15 protein-coding genes are annotated in these 17,457 nt (G+C 33.7%); 10 read left to right on the top strand and 5 right to left on the bottom strand.

All coding sequences use genetic code 11. The annotated features are described in order from the left end of the window. Positions 1-223 precede the first annotated feature (223 nt). Both mqo and A0O34_RS04500 read left to right on the top strand, forming a co-directional pair. Entirely contained in the window at positions 224-1,729 is a 1,506-nt protein-coding gene (gene mqo / locus A0O34_RS04505) for a malate dehydrogenase (quinone) (RefSeq protein WP_066751764.1), read from the top strand. A 96-nt stretch (positions 1,730-1,825) separates the two neighbouring features. Continuing rightward, positions 1,826-2,227 carry a hypothetical protein gene (locus A0O34_RS04500; RefSeq protein WP_066751760.1) on the top strand — a complete coding sequence of 134 codons (402 nt, stop codon included), beginning with the start codon at positions 1,826-1,828 and terminating at the stop codon, positions 2,225-2,227. Positions 2,228-2,425: 198 nt separating this feature from the next. Here the strand turns inward: A0O34_RS04500 and A0O34_RS04495 are convergent, their stop codons facing one another. After that, the gene (locus A0O34_RS04495) at positions 2,426-4,003 is read right to left on the bottom strand and encodes a GMC family oxidoreductase N-terminal domain-containing protein (RefSeq protein WP_066751757.1); all 1,578 of its coding nucleotides are present in this window, start codon (positions 4,001-4,003) and stop codon (positions 2,426-2,428) included. 247 nt (positions 4,004-4,250) lie between these two features. On the opposite strand from A0O34_RS04495, the gene A0O34_RS04490 reads away from it, so the two are divergent. From A0O34_RS04490 to A0O34_RS04475, 4 genes are all read left to right on the top strand, one after another. Then, complete coding sequence (locus A0O34_RS04490) at positions 4,251-4,868, top strand: DUF1684 domain-containing protein (protein ID WP_066751754.1); 618 nt, start codon at positions 4,251-4,253, stop codon at positions 4,866-4,868. Positions 4,869-4,875: 7 nt separating this feature from the next. Next, complete coding sequence (locus tag A0O34_RS04485; protein ID WP_066759496.1) at positions 4,876-5,349, top strand: GNAT family N-acetyltransferase; 474 nt, start codon at positions 4,876-4,878, stop codon at positions 5,347-5,349. 171 nt (positions 5,350-5,520) lie between these two features. Continuing rightward, the gene (locus A0O34_RS04480) at positions 5,521-6,330 is read left to right on the top strand and encodes a glucose 1-dehydrogenase (protein ID WP_066751751.1); all 810 of its coding nucleotides are present in this window, start codon (positions 5,521-5,523) and stop codon (positions 6,328-6,330) included. Between the two features lie 161 nt (positions 6,331-6,491). After that, positions 6,492-9,149 carry an MGH1-like glycoside hydrolase domain-containing protein gene (locus tag A0O34_RS04475; protein WP_066759495.1) on the top strand — a complete coding sequence of 886 codons (2,658 nt, stop codon included), beginning with the start codon at positions 6,492-6,494 and terminating at the stop codon, positions 9,147-9,149. 132 nt (positions 9,150-9,281) lie between these two features. Here A0O34_RS04475 and recO read toward each other — a convergent pair whose 3' ends face one another. The 4 genes from recO to A0O34_RS04455 are packed head-to-tail and all read right to left on the bottom strand — an operon-like array spanning position 9,282 to position 13,960. Next, positions 9,282-9,968: a DNA repair protein RecO gene (gene recO / locus A0O34_RS04470; protein ID WP_066751748.1), complete on the bottom strand. Its 687-nt coding sequence runs from the start codon at positions 9,966-9,968 to the stop codon at positions 9,282-9,284. After that, positions 9,968-12,250: a type IX secretion system anionic LPS delivery protein PorZ gene (gene porZ, locus A0O34_RS04465; RefSeq protein ID WP_066751745.1), complete on the bottom strand. Its 2,283-nt coding sequence runs from the start codon at positions 12,248-12,250 to the stop codon at positions 9,968-9,970. Before porZ ends, recO begins: the two co-directional genes overlap by 1 nt. Before the next feature lies 1 nt (position 12,251). Continuing rightward, positions 12,252-13,202, bottom strand: a complete 951-nt coding sequence (locus tag A0O34_RS04460; protein WP_066751742.1) for a bifunctional metallophosphatase/5'-nucleotidase — start codon at positions 13,200-13,202, stop codon at positions 12,252-12,254. Continuing rightward, entirely contained in the window at positions 13,202-13,960 is a 759-nt protein-coding gene (locus tag A0O34_RS04455) for a 5'-nucleotidase C-terminal domain-containing protein (protein WP_066751739.1), read from the bottom strand. The genes A0O34_RS04460 and A0O34_RS04455 overlap by 1 nt, the downstream gene beginning before the upstream one ends. Positions 13,961-14,155: 195 nt before the next feature. Between A0O34_RS04455 and dapA the strand changes: the two genes are divergently transcribed. The 4 genes from dapA to A0O34_RS04435 all read left to right on the top strand — a co-directional run bounded on the left by dapA (position 14,156) and on the right by A0O34_RS04435 (position 16,926). Beyond that, complete coding sequence (dapA, locus tag A0O34_RS04450) at positions 14,156-15,028, top strand: 4-hydroxy-tetrahydrodipicolinate synthase (protein WP_066751736.1); 873 nt, start codon at positions 14,156-14,158, stop codon at positions 15,026-15,028. Positions 15,029-15,102: 74 nt separating this feature from the next. Further along, positions 15,103-15,606 carry a GNAT family N-acetyltransferase gene (locus A0O34_RS04445; RefSeq protein ID WP_066751733.1) on the top strand — a complete coding sequence of 168 codons (504 nt, stop codon included), beginning with the start codon at positions 15,103-15,105 and terminating at the stop codon, positions 15,604-15,606. 296 nt (positions 15,607-15,902) lie between these two features. Next, positions 15,903-16,484, top strand: coding sequence for a helix-turn-helix domain-containing protein (locus A0O34_RS04440; protein ID WP_066751730.1), 582 nt, complete (start codon positions 15,903-15,905; stop codon positions 16,482-16,484). After that, complete coding sequence (locus A0O34_RS04435; protein WP_066751727.1) at positions 16,477-16,926, top strand: response regulator; 450 nt, start codon at positions 16,477-16,479, stop codon at positions 16,924-16,926. The genes A0O34_RS04440 and A0O34_RS04435 overlap by 8 nt, the downstream gene beginning before the upstream one ends. Positions 16,927-17,457 lie beyond the last annotated feature (531 nt).

The raw sequence follows: 17,457 nt of genomic DNA, 5'->3' as shown, positions 1-17,457 counted from the left end.
CTCCACTCAGTTTGATAACACGTCAGTTTGAGCGGAGCCGAAATTTTTTAATTGAAAATCTGACATTAAATTAATCATTTCTATACACCTGAATTGATACTTTCAATCGTATTTTATTGTCAATTTTAAATTAAAGATTTCGTGAAAAATTAACCTGTTAAAATCGTTAAATACACCCAAACTTCTAAAAGTTTTCCCGAAATTTGATATAAAATATAGAATTATGTCACAATCGCTTACGAGCAGAACGCCGAAACCAAAATACGACGTTGTACTAATAGGTGGCGGAATTATGAGTGCCACTTTAGCTACATTATTACACGAATTTGATCCCAATCTTGAGATCGCCATCTTCGAAAGGTTGGGCAGGTTTGCTAAAGAAAGTACTGCAGCCTGGAATAATGCAGGAACAGGTCACTCCGCTTTTTGTGAACTTAATTATACGCCTGAGAATCCGGACGGAACAATAGATATTTCCAAAGCAGAAAGTATTGCAGAGCAGTTTGAGATTTCAAAACAGTTTTGGTCATATTTATTAACCAAAGGATATATTCAGGAGCCAAAAGATTTTATTAATTCTTGCCCGCACATGAGTTTGGTATTTGGTGAAAAAGATGCCGAATATTTAAAAAAACGTCACGATAAAATGTCAGAATCTGTTCTGTTTAACGGAATGCAGTTTTCCACAGATCACGACAAGCTAAGAGAATGGATTCCTTTAGTGATGAGCAAAAGGAACGAATCTGAAATAATGGCTGCCACCAGAATGGATCTGGGAACAGATGTAAATTTTGGTTCTTTAACAAGAAAAATGGGAAGACATTTGCTTGAAGATTCTAATGTTGAGGTTTTCTTATACCACGAAGTAAAAGACATCGATCCAAGAGAAAACGGACAATGGGAAATGAAGGTGAAAGACAGAATTCACAATCACAAACAGGAAGTAGTTGCAGATTTTGTGTTCATTGGAGCAGGAGGTTACGCTCTTCCATTATTGGATAGTTCAGACATTAAAGAAAGTGCTGGTTACGGAGGTTTCCCAGTTTCAGGAGAATGGTTGGTAACTCATAATCCGGAATTGGTAGAAAAGCATCAGGCCAAAGTTTATACTCAAGCTACAGTTGATGCGCCACCAATGTCCGTTCCACACTTGGATTTAAGAATTATTGATGGTAAAAAAGCATTGCTTTTTGGGCCATTTGCTGGTTTTTCAACCAAATTCCTGAAAGAAGGAAGTTATCTTGATCTGCCTGAAAGTGTTAATACTAAAAACATCAGATCTCTATTTGGTGCTTGGTGGCATAATATTCCTTTAACAAAATATCTTGTGCAGCAGGTTGCAATGACAAAAGCTCAGAGAATACAGCATTTAAGAGAGTTTGTAAAAGATGCCAACGAAGCAGATTGGGAATTGAAAGTTGCCGGACAAAGAGTTCAGGTCATAAAAAAGGATGAAAAAGACGGTGGAAAACTAGAATTCGGAACTGAGGTCGTTGTAAATAAAAGCGGAACAATCGCTTCATTATTAGGAGCGTCTCCCGGAGCATCCACAGCTGCTTACGCAATGTTGAATGTTCTTGAAAAATGTTTCCCCGAAAAACTTCACGGAGAATGGAAGGACAAATTGCTAGAAATGATTCCATCTTACGGACAAAAATTAGCCGGAAACCCTGAACTGACCGAAAAAGTAAGAAATTATTCTAAAGAGAAATTAGAATTAGAATATTAAACATAGGTAATAAGCAATGGGCAATGAGTAATAAATGATTAATTTTGCGGTTAGTCATTACTTATTGCCCATTACTAATTATTCATCATAAAGAAAATGTCAGACACGCTTGTAAAACCCGTTATTGCTAAAGAATTACTGGAATCTCTTCAGACAAAAATAGAAGAAGAGAAGCAGGTAATTGTGCATTGCTGTTTTCCCGCATCTCCGTTTTTGGGTAATTTGATCAGAATTTGGAATTCAACCTATCTTTTCGATAATAATTCTGACCATAAAAGTAAATTGATCCACGCAGAAAATATTTCCCTCTCTCCAAACTGGACGGTCGTTCCTTTTATGAAGGATTTTTGGTTTACCTTAATATTTTCAGGGCTTCCGAAAGACTGCAAAAGCTTTGATCTGATGGAAGTAATTCCCGAAGAAGGTGGTTTTTTTGTAGAATCTATTAAAAGAAATTCTTTGGACGTGTATCGCGTAAAAATTTCAGAAGCATATTAAGCTAACATTATTCTCAATTTAATATAATTGAAACTCTTAGTGAACTTCGCTGAGTGAAACGCCTTTGCGAACTTAAAAACATTTAGTAGTCAAAAAAAACTTTGCAATCTTTGCGTTAAAAAAATATTAAACAATAAAATAAGCTCCACTTATTCAATGGAGCTGAAAAATATCTTAATAATCTTAAATCAGAATAACTTAAGCAAATTCATTTTGTTTGATAAGATTTTCAATACAGTATTCTGAAATCGCAACAATCGTCACAAAAGGATTCACGCCAATCGTTCCGGGAATTAAAGAACCATCCAAAACATATAGATTATCATGTTCTTTTAATTTTCCATATTCGTTGGTTGCTTCTCCCAACACACATCCTCCAAGCGGATGATAGCAAATATCTGCCCCAAAACCATTGTCAAAAAGTAGATGTGCTCTCGTTCCTCCATTTGCTTTATTCATTTTTTTAATAAAATAATCAGCGTTTTCCTTCATCTTTTCGGTGTTGGTTTTATCCCAATCCAGCACTATTTTTTTATTGACTTTGTCATAAGAAACCTTACCTTTTTTGTCAACTCTGTTGATCAATAAATACAAACCGGTTGCGACATCCATTCCCATTGGTAAAGGAGCAATTTCCGTAAAAAACGGATGTTCCTTATCATCCCAATTATCAACACCACCTACAGGAATCGTAGATTGTTGGGCTCCCGTTCCTCCGTGTAAAGGATTTACAAAGTTTCTTCCGGTCATAAAGTTCCCGTTATTTCCCCAGTTTTTTCCGATATTTTGACCAATTGGGAAATCATTCATAGCATTAGAACGGAGCAGAAGTTTCAAAGTTCCCATTGTTCCAGCAGCCATGATCAGCTTTTTACAGTGAAAAACTTTTTCAGCAACAACATCTCCTGAAGTATTGATGTTTTGAGCATTCAGCGTGTAGGTTTTATCCGCATTAAGCTTAATATTATCAACATAATGAAGATCAAGAATTTCAAGATTTCCTGTATCTAAAGCTTTTTTAAGATAGGTTTTGTCTAAACTGTTTTTACCATGATTATTTCCATAAATAACTTCTGTATTCAGCGCAGAACGTGGAACTTCATTTTTATATTCCTTTTCCATGTATTTAAAATCATATACATTCGGAACTCTCATCGTTTTGAAACCCGCTTTATGAGCTTCTTCTTCACCAACTCTTGTAAATTTATAGTATGGGCAGTCGTTTAAAAACTGCTCATCAATTACATTAACTTTAAGCTCTTTTCGGGCTAATGGAAAATAGAAATCATAAAATTTTGCAGCGTCAAGATTAGGGAAAACCTCTTTGAAATAAGTCTCTTTTGGAGTAACTGCCATACCACCGTTTACCAATGAACCACCGCCAACACCTCTTCCCATCCAGATGTTGATATTTTCAAATTCCAATCGATCCAAAGCTCCCGTAAAAGGAGTTAAATTGAAGAGATTCATAAACGGAGCAATGGTTTTCTTTCTCAGCCAAGCCGCACTTTTCCCAGGTTTCAGCAAATTAGAAAAAGGAATGCCTGATTTCTCCCAGTTAAGTCCCATTTCCAACATAAGCACTTTTTTTCCGGCTTCACAAAGTCTTAGTGCGGAAACTGCACCGCCATATCCGGAACCGATAATGATGATTGGAGCTTCAATTTCTTTCTGTTCGATAATTTTTGGTTGAGCTGCCTTAAAAAGGTTGGAGTTTAAAAAATAAAAACCACCAACGGCAAGAAGGCTAGATTGAATAAATTTTTTTCTGTTCATTTGTATGCTATGTTTTTCTTCTCTCCCTATCCAAAAAACATGCTAAAGAATTAATTTGTTGTTATTTTGCATTAAAATTTTCATTATTTGTATCCGTATCGATTTTATTTTGAGTTTTTGTTTAAATTAATCTTTATCTAAATTTGTTTAATGAATTTTATTTTTAAAGAAGAAAAAGAGAGCTTTGTAACATATTTTTAATCTTCATCAAATTAAAATTTCATAGTTTTAAATATTAATTGAGTTTATGAAAAAATACATATTGATAATGTTGATGTTTCCATTGTTTGCGTTCTCTCAAAAAATGGTTTCAAAAGATGTAATGGAGGTCAAAAAATTTCAGGAAGACCTGAATGCAGAATATCTTAATTCCAAGGAAACACCTTTGCGTGGAGATAATTTTACCAATTTTAAAGGACATCCTTTCTTTCCTTTTAGTCCGAAATATAAGATCACTGCAAAATTTGTTAAGACTAAAAGCCCCAAACCTTTTGATCTTCCAACATCATCCGGAAAAACAAAATCTTACAGAGAATACGGAAAAGCAACTTTTGAACTGGACGGAAAACCATATGCTTTAACTTTATATCAAAGCTTAGATTTAATTAAACAAAAGAAATACAAGGATTACCTTTTCTTGCCTTTCCGAGATTTGACGAATGAAAAAGAAACCTACGGCGGCGGAAAATATATGGATCTAACGATTCCCAAAGGAAATACAATCGTTCTAGATTTTAATAAATCTTACCAGCCATTTTGTGCCTACAATGCTTATGATTACAACTGTCCGATAGTTCCGGAAGAAAATAAACTTCCAGTGGAAATTCGTGCTGGGGTTATGTATGAAGATATTTATCATCATTAAATCTAATATGATCAAATTAAATTTTTTCAAGCGGGAAGACTTATCTGAAGTCAGTTATACTTTAGATGAAGTTCAGTTAAAATATACCTCCACAGCAGAATTTGCTCTAAATAGGATAAAAGAAAGAAATACCAACTTAGAATTTCCCATCACCATTTTTGAAGATGAAAAAGCGGTAGGTTTCTTCACATTGGATTTCGGAGAAGATAAACTTGACCTTACGGATAATCCAAATTCTACGTTGTTGAGGTCTTTATCAATCAATCCAAAATGTCAAGGCAGAGGAATTGGAAAAGCTTCCATGATTCAGATTGATGATTTTGTAAGAGAAAATTTCAAAAACTGTGACGAAATAGTATTAGCCGTAAATCAAAATAACTCAACCGCTTACGAGCTTTACATCAAAGTAGGATATTTGTACGACGGCAAAAGCAGAATGGGTAGAAGCGGACCTCAATATTTGATGTATAAGAAACTTTAAAACCTTACCCATCAATAGGAGCGGGCTTTAGCCCGTTCACAAGAAAAATAAATTCCAAAAAGGCTTTAGCCAAAACCTATTATTTCTAAACTTTAAGAAAAATTTAATTATAAAATTTCCCGTTTGGCGTGATACTTTCTGCTAACTTTGAGTAACATCAAATAAAAAAGCATGGAAATATCACTTCGTAATCAGGTAGCAGTCGTTACCGGAGCTTCAAGCGGAATAGGAACAGGAGTAGCCAAATCATTGGCATCAGCGGGCGCAACAATTATTGTGAATCATTCTTCGGAAAGATCTACAGACGAAGCCAAAGCTGTTTTAAAAGAAATTACAGATGCGGGCGGAAACGGAATTACCTATCAATGTGATGTTTCCAAGGAAGATCAGGTGGTAAAAATGTTTCAGGATGTTGTTTCGCAATTCGGAACGGTTGATATTCTAGTCAATAATGCCGGAGTACAAAAAGATGCCAAATTCACAGAAATGACACTTGATCAATGGAATACAGTGATCGGAATTAATCTTACAGGCCAGTTTCTTTGCGCAAGAGAAGCTATCAAAGAATTTTTACGTCGCGGAATTGATCCTACACGATCTATCGCCTGCGGAAAAATCATTCATATAAGTTCGGTTCATGAGATCATTCCTTGGGCTGGTCACGCGAATTATGCTTCGAGTAAAGGGGCGATCAGAATGTTGATGCAGACGTTGGCTCAGGAATACGGAGCGGATAAAATCCGTGTAAATTCCATTTGTCCGGGTGCGATTCAAACACCGATCAATAAAGATGCGTGGAGTACTCCGGAAGCGTTAAATTCTCTTCTTAATTTAATTCCATACAACAGAATCGGGCAACCGCAGGACATCGGAAATCTGGCTGCATTTATAGCGAGCGATCTCGCAGACTACATCACAGGAACAAGTATTTTTGTTGACGGTGGAATGACGACTTTTGAAAGTTTTTCTACGGGAGGATAATTTTTTGGCGCACATTTCCGGCTTTCACTACTCGCTTTTTTGTGCCTTTGCCTTTCCTTAGCTTACAAAAAGAGCTCAGACAGGCCGTTCAATCCGGGGCGCAGTTAGTCGTGGTTCAAAAACAATTTTTTATTCAATTTTATTTCAAAAAATATTCAATAATGAATTCCGAAAAAGAAAGACTTTCAGACATTACATGGAAAAAATGGGGATCATATGTCAGCAACCGCGAATGGGGATTGGTGCGTGAAGATTACAGCGAAGATGGCGACGCATGGAATTATACCAACCACGATTCTGCGGAAGCAAAAACCTACAGATGGGGTGAAGAAGGTATTTGCGGAATTTGTGATGATCTTCAAAAGCTCGTTTTTTCCGTAGGATTTTGGAATAAAAAAGATAAAATGGTGAAAGAACGTTTCTTTGGCCTATCAAACGGGCAGGGAAATCACGGTGAAGACGTCAAAGAATATTTTTATTATCTGGATGCAACGCCAACGCATTCTTACATGAAAATGCTGTACAAATATCCTCAGAATGCTTTTCCTTATGAAGATTTGGTGCAGACAAATGCAGCGAGAACAAAAGACGAACCGGAATACGAATTAATCGACACCGGAATTTTTGATCAAAATGAATACTTCGATATTTTTATTGAATATGCAAAGGAAAGTCAGAATGATATTTTGGTAAAGCTTACCATTATCAATAAATCTGAAAAAGAAGCACCATTAATTATTCTTCCAACAATTTGGTTCAGAAATACCTGGAATTGGGGATATGATGACTATAAACCTCAATTAAGTTCGGAAGAATCTACTTCAATAAAAATTGATCACAAAGATTTAGAAACAAAAAATATATACGCAAAACAATCTTTAAAAACGTTGTTTTGCGACAATGAAACTAATAACGAAAAGCTTTATCAGTCTCCTAATAGTACAAAATACAGCAAAGACGGAATCAATGATTTTGTGATCAATGGAAATTCTCAAGCCGTTAATCCAAAAGATATTGGAACAAAAGCTTCATTTTTTATTGACGAAAATTTTAAAGCTAAAGAAACCAAAGTATTTGAATTCAGACTTTCAAATAAAGATTTAAAACAGCCTTTTGAAGATTTTGATGAAATTTTTAATTCAAGACAAAAAGATGCAGACGAATTTTACAATGAAATTCAGGAAGGAATACAATCTGAAGATGAAAAACTGGTTCAAAGACAGGCTTTCGCAGGAATGTTGTGGAACAAAATGTTTTATCATTACAACGTTGAAAAATGGTTGAAAGGCGATCCTGCAGAAGTCAATCCATCAAAATCTCGCGAAAAAATCAGGAATTATGAATGGAAGCATCTTAACAACGAGCATATCATTTCAATGCCCGATAAATGGGAATATCCGTGGTATGCAACTTGGGATCTGGCTTTTCATACGATCAGTTTTTCTTTAATTGATCCCGGTTTTGCCAAACATCAGTTAAAATTATTCCTTTTTGAATGGTATATGCATCCAAATGGCCAGCTTCCGGCGTATGAATGGAATTTAAGTGATGTAAATCCTCCGGTTCATGCCTGGGCAGTTTTCAGGGTATTTAAAATTGATGAATATTTAAACGAAAAACCCGATCTGGAGTTTCTGGAAAGTGCTTTCCAAAAGCTTTTGATGAATTTTACGTGGTGGGTCAACAAAAAAGATAACAACGGGAATAATATTTTTGAAGGCGGATTTTTAGGGCTCGATAATATTGGAGTTTTCGACAGAAATATGCCACTTCCAAACGGCGAAGACCTCGAACAGTCGGACGGAACAAGCTGGATGGCAATGTTTGCTCTAAACATGATGAGAATTGCTCTGGAATTGGCTCTTTACAACAAAGTATATGAAGAAATGGCGATGAAGTTCTTCGAGCATTTCCTCTCGATTGCCAATTCTCTCGAGAATATGGGTGATGAATGTTTCAGCCTTTGGGATGAGCAGGATGAGTTTTTCTATGATGCGCTTGCGGCCAATGACGGAACTCATATGTATTTGAAATTGAGAACGATCGTTGGTTTAATTCCAATGTTTGCCGTTGAGGTTATTGATGATGAAATGATTGAAAAATTGCCCAATTTTAAGAAAAGAATGAATTGGGTGCTGGAAAATAAATCTGAGTTGGCTTCTTTGGTTTCCCGTTGGGAAGTGAAAGGTCAGGATTCCAAGCACCTACTGTCACTTTTGCGAGGTCATCGTTTGAAGAGATTATTAAGCCGAATGCTTGATCCTGAACAGTTTTTAAGTGATTACGGCGTTCGTGCTTTGTCTAAAGAATATGAAAAAAATCCTTATCAACTTAATTTGAATGGAACAGATTATTCTGTAAAATATACTCCGGCAGAAAGTGACAGCGGACTTTTTGGTGGAAACAGCAATTGGCGCGGTCCGATCTGGTTTCCTATCAATTTTTTAATTATTGAAAGTCTGCAGCGTTTTTTCTTTTATTACAGCCCGGATTTTATGGTAGAATATCCTACAGGAAGTGGGAATTATTCTAATTTAGATCAAATTGCGGACGCTTTAAGCAAAAGATTATCTAAGCTATTTTTAAAAGATGAAAATGGTAACAGACCTTTTAACGGACAATATCCAAGGTTTCAAACTGATCCAGATTTTAAGGATTACATTTTATTTTATGAATATTTCCACGGAGACAATGGCCGTGGAGTAGGAGCTTCTCACCAAACGGGATGGACGGGCTTAATTGCAAAAATTCTTCAGCCAAGATTTACCAAAAAGGAAATCGCAGAATCTGAAACGGAAATGCCGGATGATGCAAAATAATTGGCCGAAAAAAATGTATTGAGAATTTTTTAACCATTAAGATTTAGTTTAGGAATTAAGTTGAGTTAAGATTAATCATTCTGATTTGCTTAATATTCTTAACTAAATCTTAATGGTTAAAACTGTATTTTTTTACTCAAAGATCTGTTGAATAACTTCTAAGGAAGTCGGTGTTCTAAAATCGGTAATATGATAATGATAATACACCAAAAGGCTATCCAAAAAGTTTTTTCTTAATGATGAATGAATTTTTATCTGATAAGGATCTGCAGAGGAAATAATATTTTTCCAAATCAATGAAATTTCTTCATTGAAAAGATGATGAATGGAATTAAAGGAAAAAGTTCCTGTTTCGGGATCTAAATATTTCCCCTCATCAAGCAAAGGTGCAACACCCTGAATTTTTAAGATTTTAATTAAAAATATTAAATGTGACTGATAATTTTTTTGTGTTAATTGATCCGTAAATTCATCAATACAAAAGAAAATATTTGGATTTTTATTTTCATGCCTTAAAACCTGATTTAAAAAATCTGAAACGAAAAATATAACGGTATTCGCTTTAATATCGGTATAGATATCGTTGTTTTTGGTCAGTTCAAATTTAGAAACCGATTGAATGCCGTTACCTCTTCCTGTATTTACAGAAAAATTAAGCTGATTTAATGGCAGAAGTAAAGCTTTCTTTTTATTTCTTTTGGTGTAAACACCTTTTAAAAAATAGGTCTGAAAGCCGTCATCTTCAGTAAAACAATGCAAAACAGCATCATTTTCGCCATATTTTATGAATGAAAGTAAAAATCCGTTTTGAGAATTCATTAATTAACTACAGCTATTTTTGCAGTAGCTTTATCAGAACCATCTTCGTTGGTCATTAACACAAAATAAATTCCGGAAGCTACTCTTGATCCTCTCATATTGTTAAGATCCCATTCGTAGTAACCACCTCTCGCAACCGCTGAATGCACTACATTTCCTGCAACATCTGCAATTCTGATATTTGTTTTTTCTGCTAACCCTTTAATGGTAACTTTTCCTTTAAAGTTTGAATAAACCACAGGATTCGGATAAACAACTACATTACCAAAATCAGATGTAACATCTGCTACATCGCCTTGATAAACAACAATTCCGTCGTATGATGCGAAGTATACTTTTCCTGTTTTTTTGTCAACTTTAATATCAGTAATACTGTTTGTTGGCAAAGGAGAATTTTCTTTTGTAAAATGTTTAATAGTTTGTTGACCGTCTGCCGATAAATAATATACACCGCCACCATCTATAGAAACCCATTTATGATCTCCGGCATCTACTTCAATCTGTAAAATTTGCAGATCTCTGAAAAGTTCTTCGCCCAATCCGTTTTGTTCAATAACAATAGGGTCTGCTTGAGGGTCTGCTTCTTTAATTGTTGTTGCAGCATTAGATAAAACTCTTATTCCGCTGTCTGTACCAATCCATGCGTCACCTGCTTTATCTATTACGACAGAAAGTGATCCTCCGTTATTTGATGGTAAGCCGTTTGACGGATCAATAATATAATCTACATCGTCTGAAATGCTAGGTGTTTTTTTATTATCATATACAACTAAGCTGTTTAATCTTGGAGTTGGTATCCATAACAGTCCCTCATAATAGTAAGGCTTTTGAGCAGCCCCACTTGAAGAGTTAGTATTTTTAACAATAAAATTGTCTGTTGCTCTGTCGTAAGATCCTATTGCTGTTGCTGTACCGGCAGTTGTTCCGTTTCCAGAAAAAGCAATAGATGTAAATAAATTATTTTGGTCATCATAAACCAGACCCACTGGACGACGATCCTGATTAATTACACCACCAAGGTCATAATATTTTGTGAAAGCAAAGTCTTTACTACTTGCATTATATTTCATTTTATAAATACCATGTCCTGTAGAATTATTATAATTGGTGAAGAAAACATCATCTGGACTAGCAGGATCTAATACAGCATCTAGAACGTTAAATCTTGTCGTACTTCCTATAAAGTATGAAGAATAGATCCATTCCATTCCATTAAAGAAATAGAAGCCCGGATTTTTGGAATTGTTTATGGGAGTATTAAATCTTGATTCTCTTCCTCCAGTTGAAACAACAATTTGATTATTCTCATGTAAACTAATTTTATAAGCATAGTTTAGATAAGGACCATCCGGTTTAAAAGTATTGTTGGTTTCATTTTTTATACCAGATAATATTGTTCCGCCATAAACTCTTCCACCAACGGTGGTTGCCGTATTACATTCTTCCCCAAAACTTGAAACAGTACCTGCAGTTCCGTTTGTATTAAAAGAATATATCCTTGCCAAGTCTGTTACAATAATATTATTTGCATTTACAACAACATCATGAACATTTGTAAATGTCTGTCCAATAGGCGTAGAAACACCATTATTATAGATATAAGAAGTCGTTGGTGATGAAAATGTAAGTACAGATTCAGAATCAATGTGTGTGAAGTTTCCTGGCATTTCAGTTACCCAAGTTGTAAATACCGGGAATGTGGTATTCATTTCATGGGTTTTTAATCCTGTATTAGTTACAGAATAAACTTTGTTTCCAAATAAAACAGCTTCATTACTTGCCTGATAAACTCCTCCTGTAAGGAAAAAAGCAGAATCATTAAATTCCTTCTTTTTTAAATCAAATATAGAAACTCCATATCCTACAGAAACAACGGCTTTATCGCCTGTAATTGAAATATGATTAATTTTTTTACTCCCGTTATACCCTGTAGCAATAGGAATATCGACAACATAAGTCACTCCGTCTGGTGTAACAACATCCAAAGAGCCGTTTTGATAACCTATAAGCCCAACTTTTGTTTGTGGATTATAATCGAAAGCCGTTATTTTTATCTCATGCAGGCCGTTTGCTTTAGACAGCTTGGTAATTTCTCCTGTGGAAATTGTATAGTAGAAAAGTCCGTTTTCTGCGGCGGCAACTATTTTTCCATTATCTTCTTTCATGGCGATAACGTTGTTATAGGAAAACAAATCCGACCATTTTTTTGAAGAAATAGTTTGAGCATTGACCAATTGCAGGGATGCTAAAATACCAAGAGAAATTATAGAGAATTTTTTCATATTATGCTATTATAGAGCTGTCTATTGCCTGATTATTCCAGGAAATATGTTTTACATTTTTATTTGAATCAAAAAAGAAATCTATTCTACCTAAAAGCAAACCTGCCCAGCCAACCTGATTCACTAAAACATTTTTACCTTGTCTGTTGGTAAAAGTTTGAGGTTCAGGTAAGAAAGTATGGGTATGACCGCCTAAAATTAGATCAATATTCTCAGTTTTGGCAGCTAAGATTTTATCACTTACTTTATTTGGTTCGTCTTTGTAATCATAGCCGATATGTGAAAGACAGATCACAAGATCACATTTTTGCTCGTTTTTAAGGAAATTTGAATAATGTTGAGCAACATCCACCGGGTCAGAATAAACCGTTTCTCCGTATTGCTTTTTACCAACCAATCCATCTAATTGAATTCCGACTCCGAAAATCCCTACTTTGATTCCGTTTTTGTTGAAAATCTTGTATTGAGAAGTTTTCCCGTCAAGAATTGTATTTTTAAAATCATAATTTGAGCAGATAAAAGGAAACTGTGCATTAGGCAAAACCTTTAGGAATCCGTCCAAACTATTGTCAAAATCATGATTTCCCATTGTTGAAGCGTCATACTTCATCATGGACATTAATTTAAACTCCAATTCACCTCCGAAAAAGTTGAAATAAGGAGTTCCCTGAAAAATATCACCTGAATCAAGAAGCAAAAGGTTACTTTCCTGATTTCTGATTTGCTGAATTAAACTTGCCCTTCTCGCAAAACCTCCTTGATTAGGATTTTTGGTATAACTTGCATCAAAAGGTTCTATTCTGCTGTGTTGATCGTTGGTGTGAAGAATCGTCAGTTTATTTGTGGATTTTAAATCTAGAATTTTTAATTCCTCCGCCATCATCATATTGGGAGCTAAAGCCATTGCTAAAGTTCCGCCACCTATTGCTTTTAAAAACTTTTTTCTATCCATTACTTCTTACCAATAAAATTTAAACGAACATCTGTATTTACTACAACTTCAGGATTTTTCTTAAAATAATCAATAAATAAATCTCTCATTTTAATTCCTGTAGGAATAGATTCTCCTTTTGCGAAGAATTTCATGTTGTCACCACCCAAAGCCAAATAATCAGACGTTGCAATGTAATAATCCTGAGTTGGATTTACCGCTTTTCCGTTGATTAAAGTTGTGGTTGGCTGTCCGTTTTTTGTTTCAATATACAAATGAGAAACCGGATTATTAACCTGATGTTCAGCGTAATAATCAAAAAGTCCTTGCAAATCTGAACCTTTCATCTTTACGATAACCACTTCATTTTCGAAAGGCATTACTTCAAAAACATTTTTCAAAAAAATATCGCCCTGTCCGATCGTTGTACGGATTCCTCCGATATTGATTAACGCGGCATCTACATTTTTATTTAGTTTTGATTTTGCCCAAACATCAGCTCCCTCGAATGTATAGTCTGCTAAAAGATTACCCAAATTACTATTATCCCCTTGTTTTGTAAGGTCTACATTGGTGTGGGAGATCTTTTGATTCATCTCTTTATCCAATTTTTGCTTATAAGGTTCAATAATTTTTACAAACTCCTCATCATTCTTTAGCTCATTATTAATAGAAATATTTTTCTGGGTCTTCACATTCGCCACCTGCAACGGAGAAGCCGTCTTACAAGCGGAAAGTGTAGCCAGAACAATTCCTAGTAACAAGAATTTATTTTTCATATGCAGCAAATTATTTTTTATTAAGGTCATATGTAATCACCAATATTTGTAATGTTTTTGTCAACAATTTCAGTCATAGCGATGTCATAATATCTTTTAGTATATGCAAATATAATTATATGTATAATAAAACATTATTATTTATTATAAATTCTTAGCTTAAATTATTAAATTTGGCAAAAATAATTCTAACAGATGAGCATTTTAAAAGGATTAGGTGTGGCGTTGGTGACACCCTTTAATGAAGATTTATCCGTTGATTTCGATAGTTTGACAAAACTTGTTGAGTATAATATCGAGAACGGAACCAATTATTTAGTTGTTTTAGGTACTACAGCAGAGGCTGCAACGCTTTCTGATGAGGAGAAGAAACAGGTAGTAGATCATATCATTAAGGTGAATAGTAAACGCTTGCCTTTGGTGTTGGGAATTGGTGGAAATAATACGCTTGAAGTTAAAAAACAAATCGAGGAAACAGATCTTTCAGCTTTTGAAGCGGTACTTTCTGTATCTCCATTTTACAATAAACCTAATCAGGAAGGGCTTTATCAGCATTATAAAGCATTAGCTTCTACAGGGAAAAACATTATTATTTATAACGTTCCTTCAAGAACGGGACAAAATGTTGAAGCGGAAACAACTTTACGTTTAGCCAATGAATTCCCGAATTTATTCTTAATAAAAGAAGCAGCACCGAATATTTTACAGTATTTCGATATTTTAAGAAAAAAACCTGAAGGTTTTAATTTGGTTTCTGGTGATGACGAATACACACTTCCTGTAACTTTAGCAGGTGGAAATGGTGTAATTTCTGTAATCGGACAAGGGTATCCAAAAGAATTTTCTACGATGGTGCAGTTGGCATTTGACGGAAAAGTAAAAGAAGCATACGAAATCCACAATAAATTAGTTGAGATCACAAGATTGATTTTTGCTGAAGGAAATCCTTGCGGAATTAAAGTTATCTTGGCAGAAAAGGGAATAATTAAAAACTATTTAAGACTTCCTCTTGTTGCTGCTTCAGAAGGACTTTATGCAAAAATTAAAGCTGAAATGGCGAAAATTTAAGAAGTAAAGATTTACAATAAGATAAAGTGGAAAGTTTAGGCTTTTCACTTTTTTTAATCATAAAATTTGAAAATATGAAATTGATAAAAGCTACAGAAAACGATATTCCAATGATTCAGGATTTGGCAAGAAGATCTTGGGAAAATGCTTATGCGGGGATACTATCTAAGGAACAAATGGAATTTATGCTGAGTACAATGTATTCTCAGGAAGAGATTGCCAACCATATGCAGAATCCGAATTATCATTATTTTTTAATTCAGGATGAGAGCAATGACTCATTTGAAGGTTTTATCGGATATGAAATCGGATATGGAAAGGAAACAACAAAACTTCACCGTATTTATTTAATTCCGGAAAGTAAAGGAAAAGGTTTTGGCAAAAAAGCGTTAGAATTTTTAAATAAGGAAGTTTCCGAGAGAGGAGATAAGAGAATTATTTTGAATGTGAACAAGTACAATTCTGCAAGAAAATTCTATGAATCTCAAGGTTACAAGGTGTATGATGAAGGAGTTTTCGATATTGGTAATAATTTTTTCATGGACGACTATTTAATGGAGTATTTAATTCACGAATAATTGACTTAAAATTCTGTAACATTCCATTGTAATTCTATAACAAGTGATGTTATTAATTATTTCATCTTTGTAATAGAACCAAATCACTTTACAATAATACATTCATATGCTTGGTTTTAAGCTTTTTTAGCTTTTTATCAGTATATTTTTTTTCATCCTTAGTGTTTAAATTCCTGTATTCAACAATACAGGAGTTTTTTGCGTTTATATAAAAAATCATTATTTTTATTGCTATATCACTTTTAATTGAAATAAAGTATTATATTTACTAAAAAAATCGACACACTTATACTAGGATGAAAATGTATGTAAAATTTGATTTCAATGCTCTTTGTAAAAAGATTTTGGATGAAAAGCTTAAGGAACATGGTTTGAAATATCGCTTGCTGAATTTTGGAGAAGTAGAATTTTATGAATCGCTTACCCAGGAACAGCATACTATTTTTAAGAAAAATCTTGAAGATTACGGTATAGAAATTATTGAAAGCCAAAGAACTGCTTTGGTGCAAAAAATTAAAGATGCAATTGTAGAACTGGTTTTTTCGGAAGAAATGATTCCGGTGAAAGCATCTATTTATATTGCAGAAAAATTGAATCACAGTTATGGATATCTGTCTAATCTGTTTTCTGAGGTAAGTTTTACTTCTATAGAAAATTTCATTATCCTGCAAAAAATTGAATATGCTAAAGAGCTTATCATTAATAATAAGCAGAGCCTAACAGAAATTGCCCATAACCTGAACTATTCAAGTGTTGCTCATTTGAGTACGCAGTTTAAGAATATGACGGGTGTTACGCCTTCTCAGTTTCAAAAAATTATTGTAAAAAGAAGAAAGGCACAGAGTCTTATCAGCAATACCAGAATACAGTATGAATAGGGAATATTTGAGTGTAATTTTGGTAGATGATGATGAAGGAAACCGTATTCTTTTTAAGAATATTTTTAAAGAGTTAAAAATAGGAGTTAAAGTTCAGAGCTTTGGAAACGGAGCAAATTTAATGGAATATCTGAATAGCAAGGAAGCTCAGATTCCTGAGATTTTGTTTATGAATTATCATATTTCTCAGAAAAATAGTCTGGAATGTATATCAGAAATAAAAATAGATTTTAGGTTTGATAATATGGTTACCGCAATCTATTCTGAAAATTTATCAGAAAATGAAGTTGAGGATGTCTTTGTAAACGGAGCTAATATTTTTATTAAAAAGAAGGATGATTATAATGCCATGAAGAAGGTACTTTCTGATGTGATCACAATAAACTGGCAATATTATACGTCAGGACTTAATAGAGATAACTTCATCATGAAAGTATTATAAATAAAGGCTTTAAGGAAGATTGTTTAAAATTAATTTAATCGTATTTATTGCATAATATTCACTCAAAGGTGAAAATTTTGTAACGAATAATTAAAATAATATAAAACCTTTTCCATTGTATATCATCACTTTTGTAAAAGCAATTTTTAACACAATGTTTAGATATAATAAAAACATTAAATGAATGAAATAATTGTTTCATTAAGAAACTAAATTATATAAATCACAATGTTAGTTAAAACAAAATGGGTTATATGAATTTCCAATTTTAAAAGCGAAGAAGATCTTTAAAAAAACGGTACAATCATGAAAACTCAAGAGTAGTTAAAGGAAAATATATTCGTTTCATTAAAAAAATCCTTTAACGAAAAACGGTTAGTTTTTATAATAAACAAGTTGGAAACATAATTCATTTTGTTTTTTTTTCAATTTATTTTAATAGTTATAACTAAAAAATTACTTCAAGTAATAAGTATAAATATTTTCACACCAAATCACAAGATATTAAGTTATAGCTATTAAAATATTTTA

It is taken from the genome of Chryseobacterium glaciei (assembly GCF_001648155.1).
Classification (GTDB): Bacteria; Bacteroidota; Bacteroidia; order Flavobacteriales; family Weeksellaceae; genus Chryseobacterium; species Chryseobacterium glaciei.
This window is presented reverse-complemented; position numbering and strand designations above follow the sequence as displayed.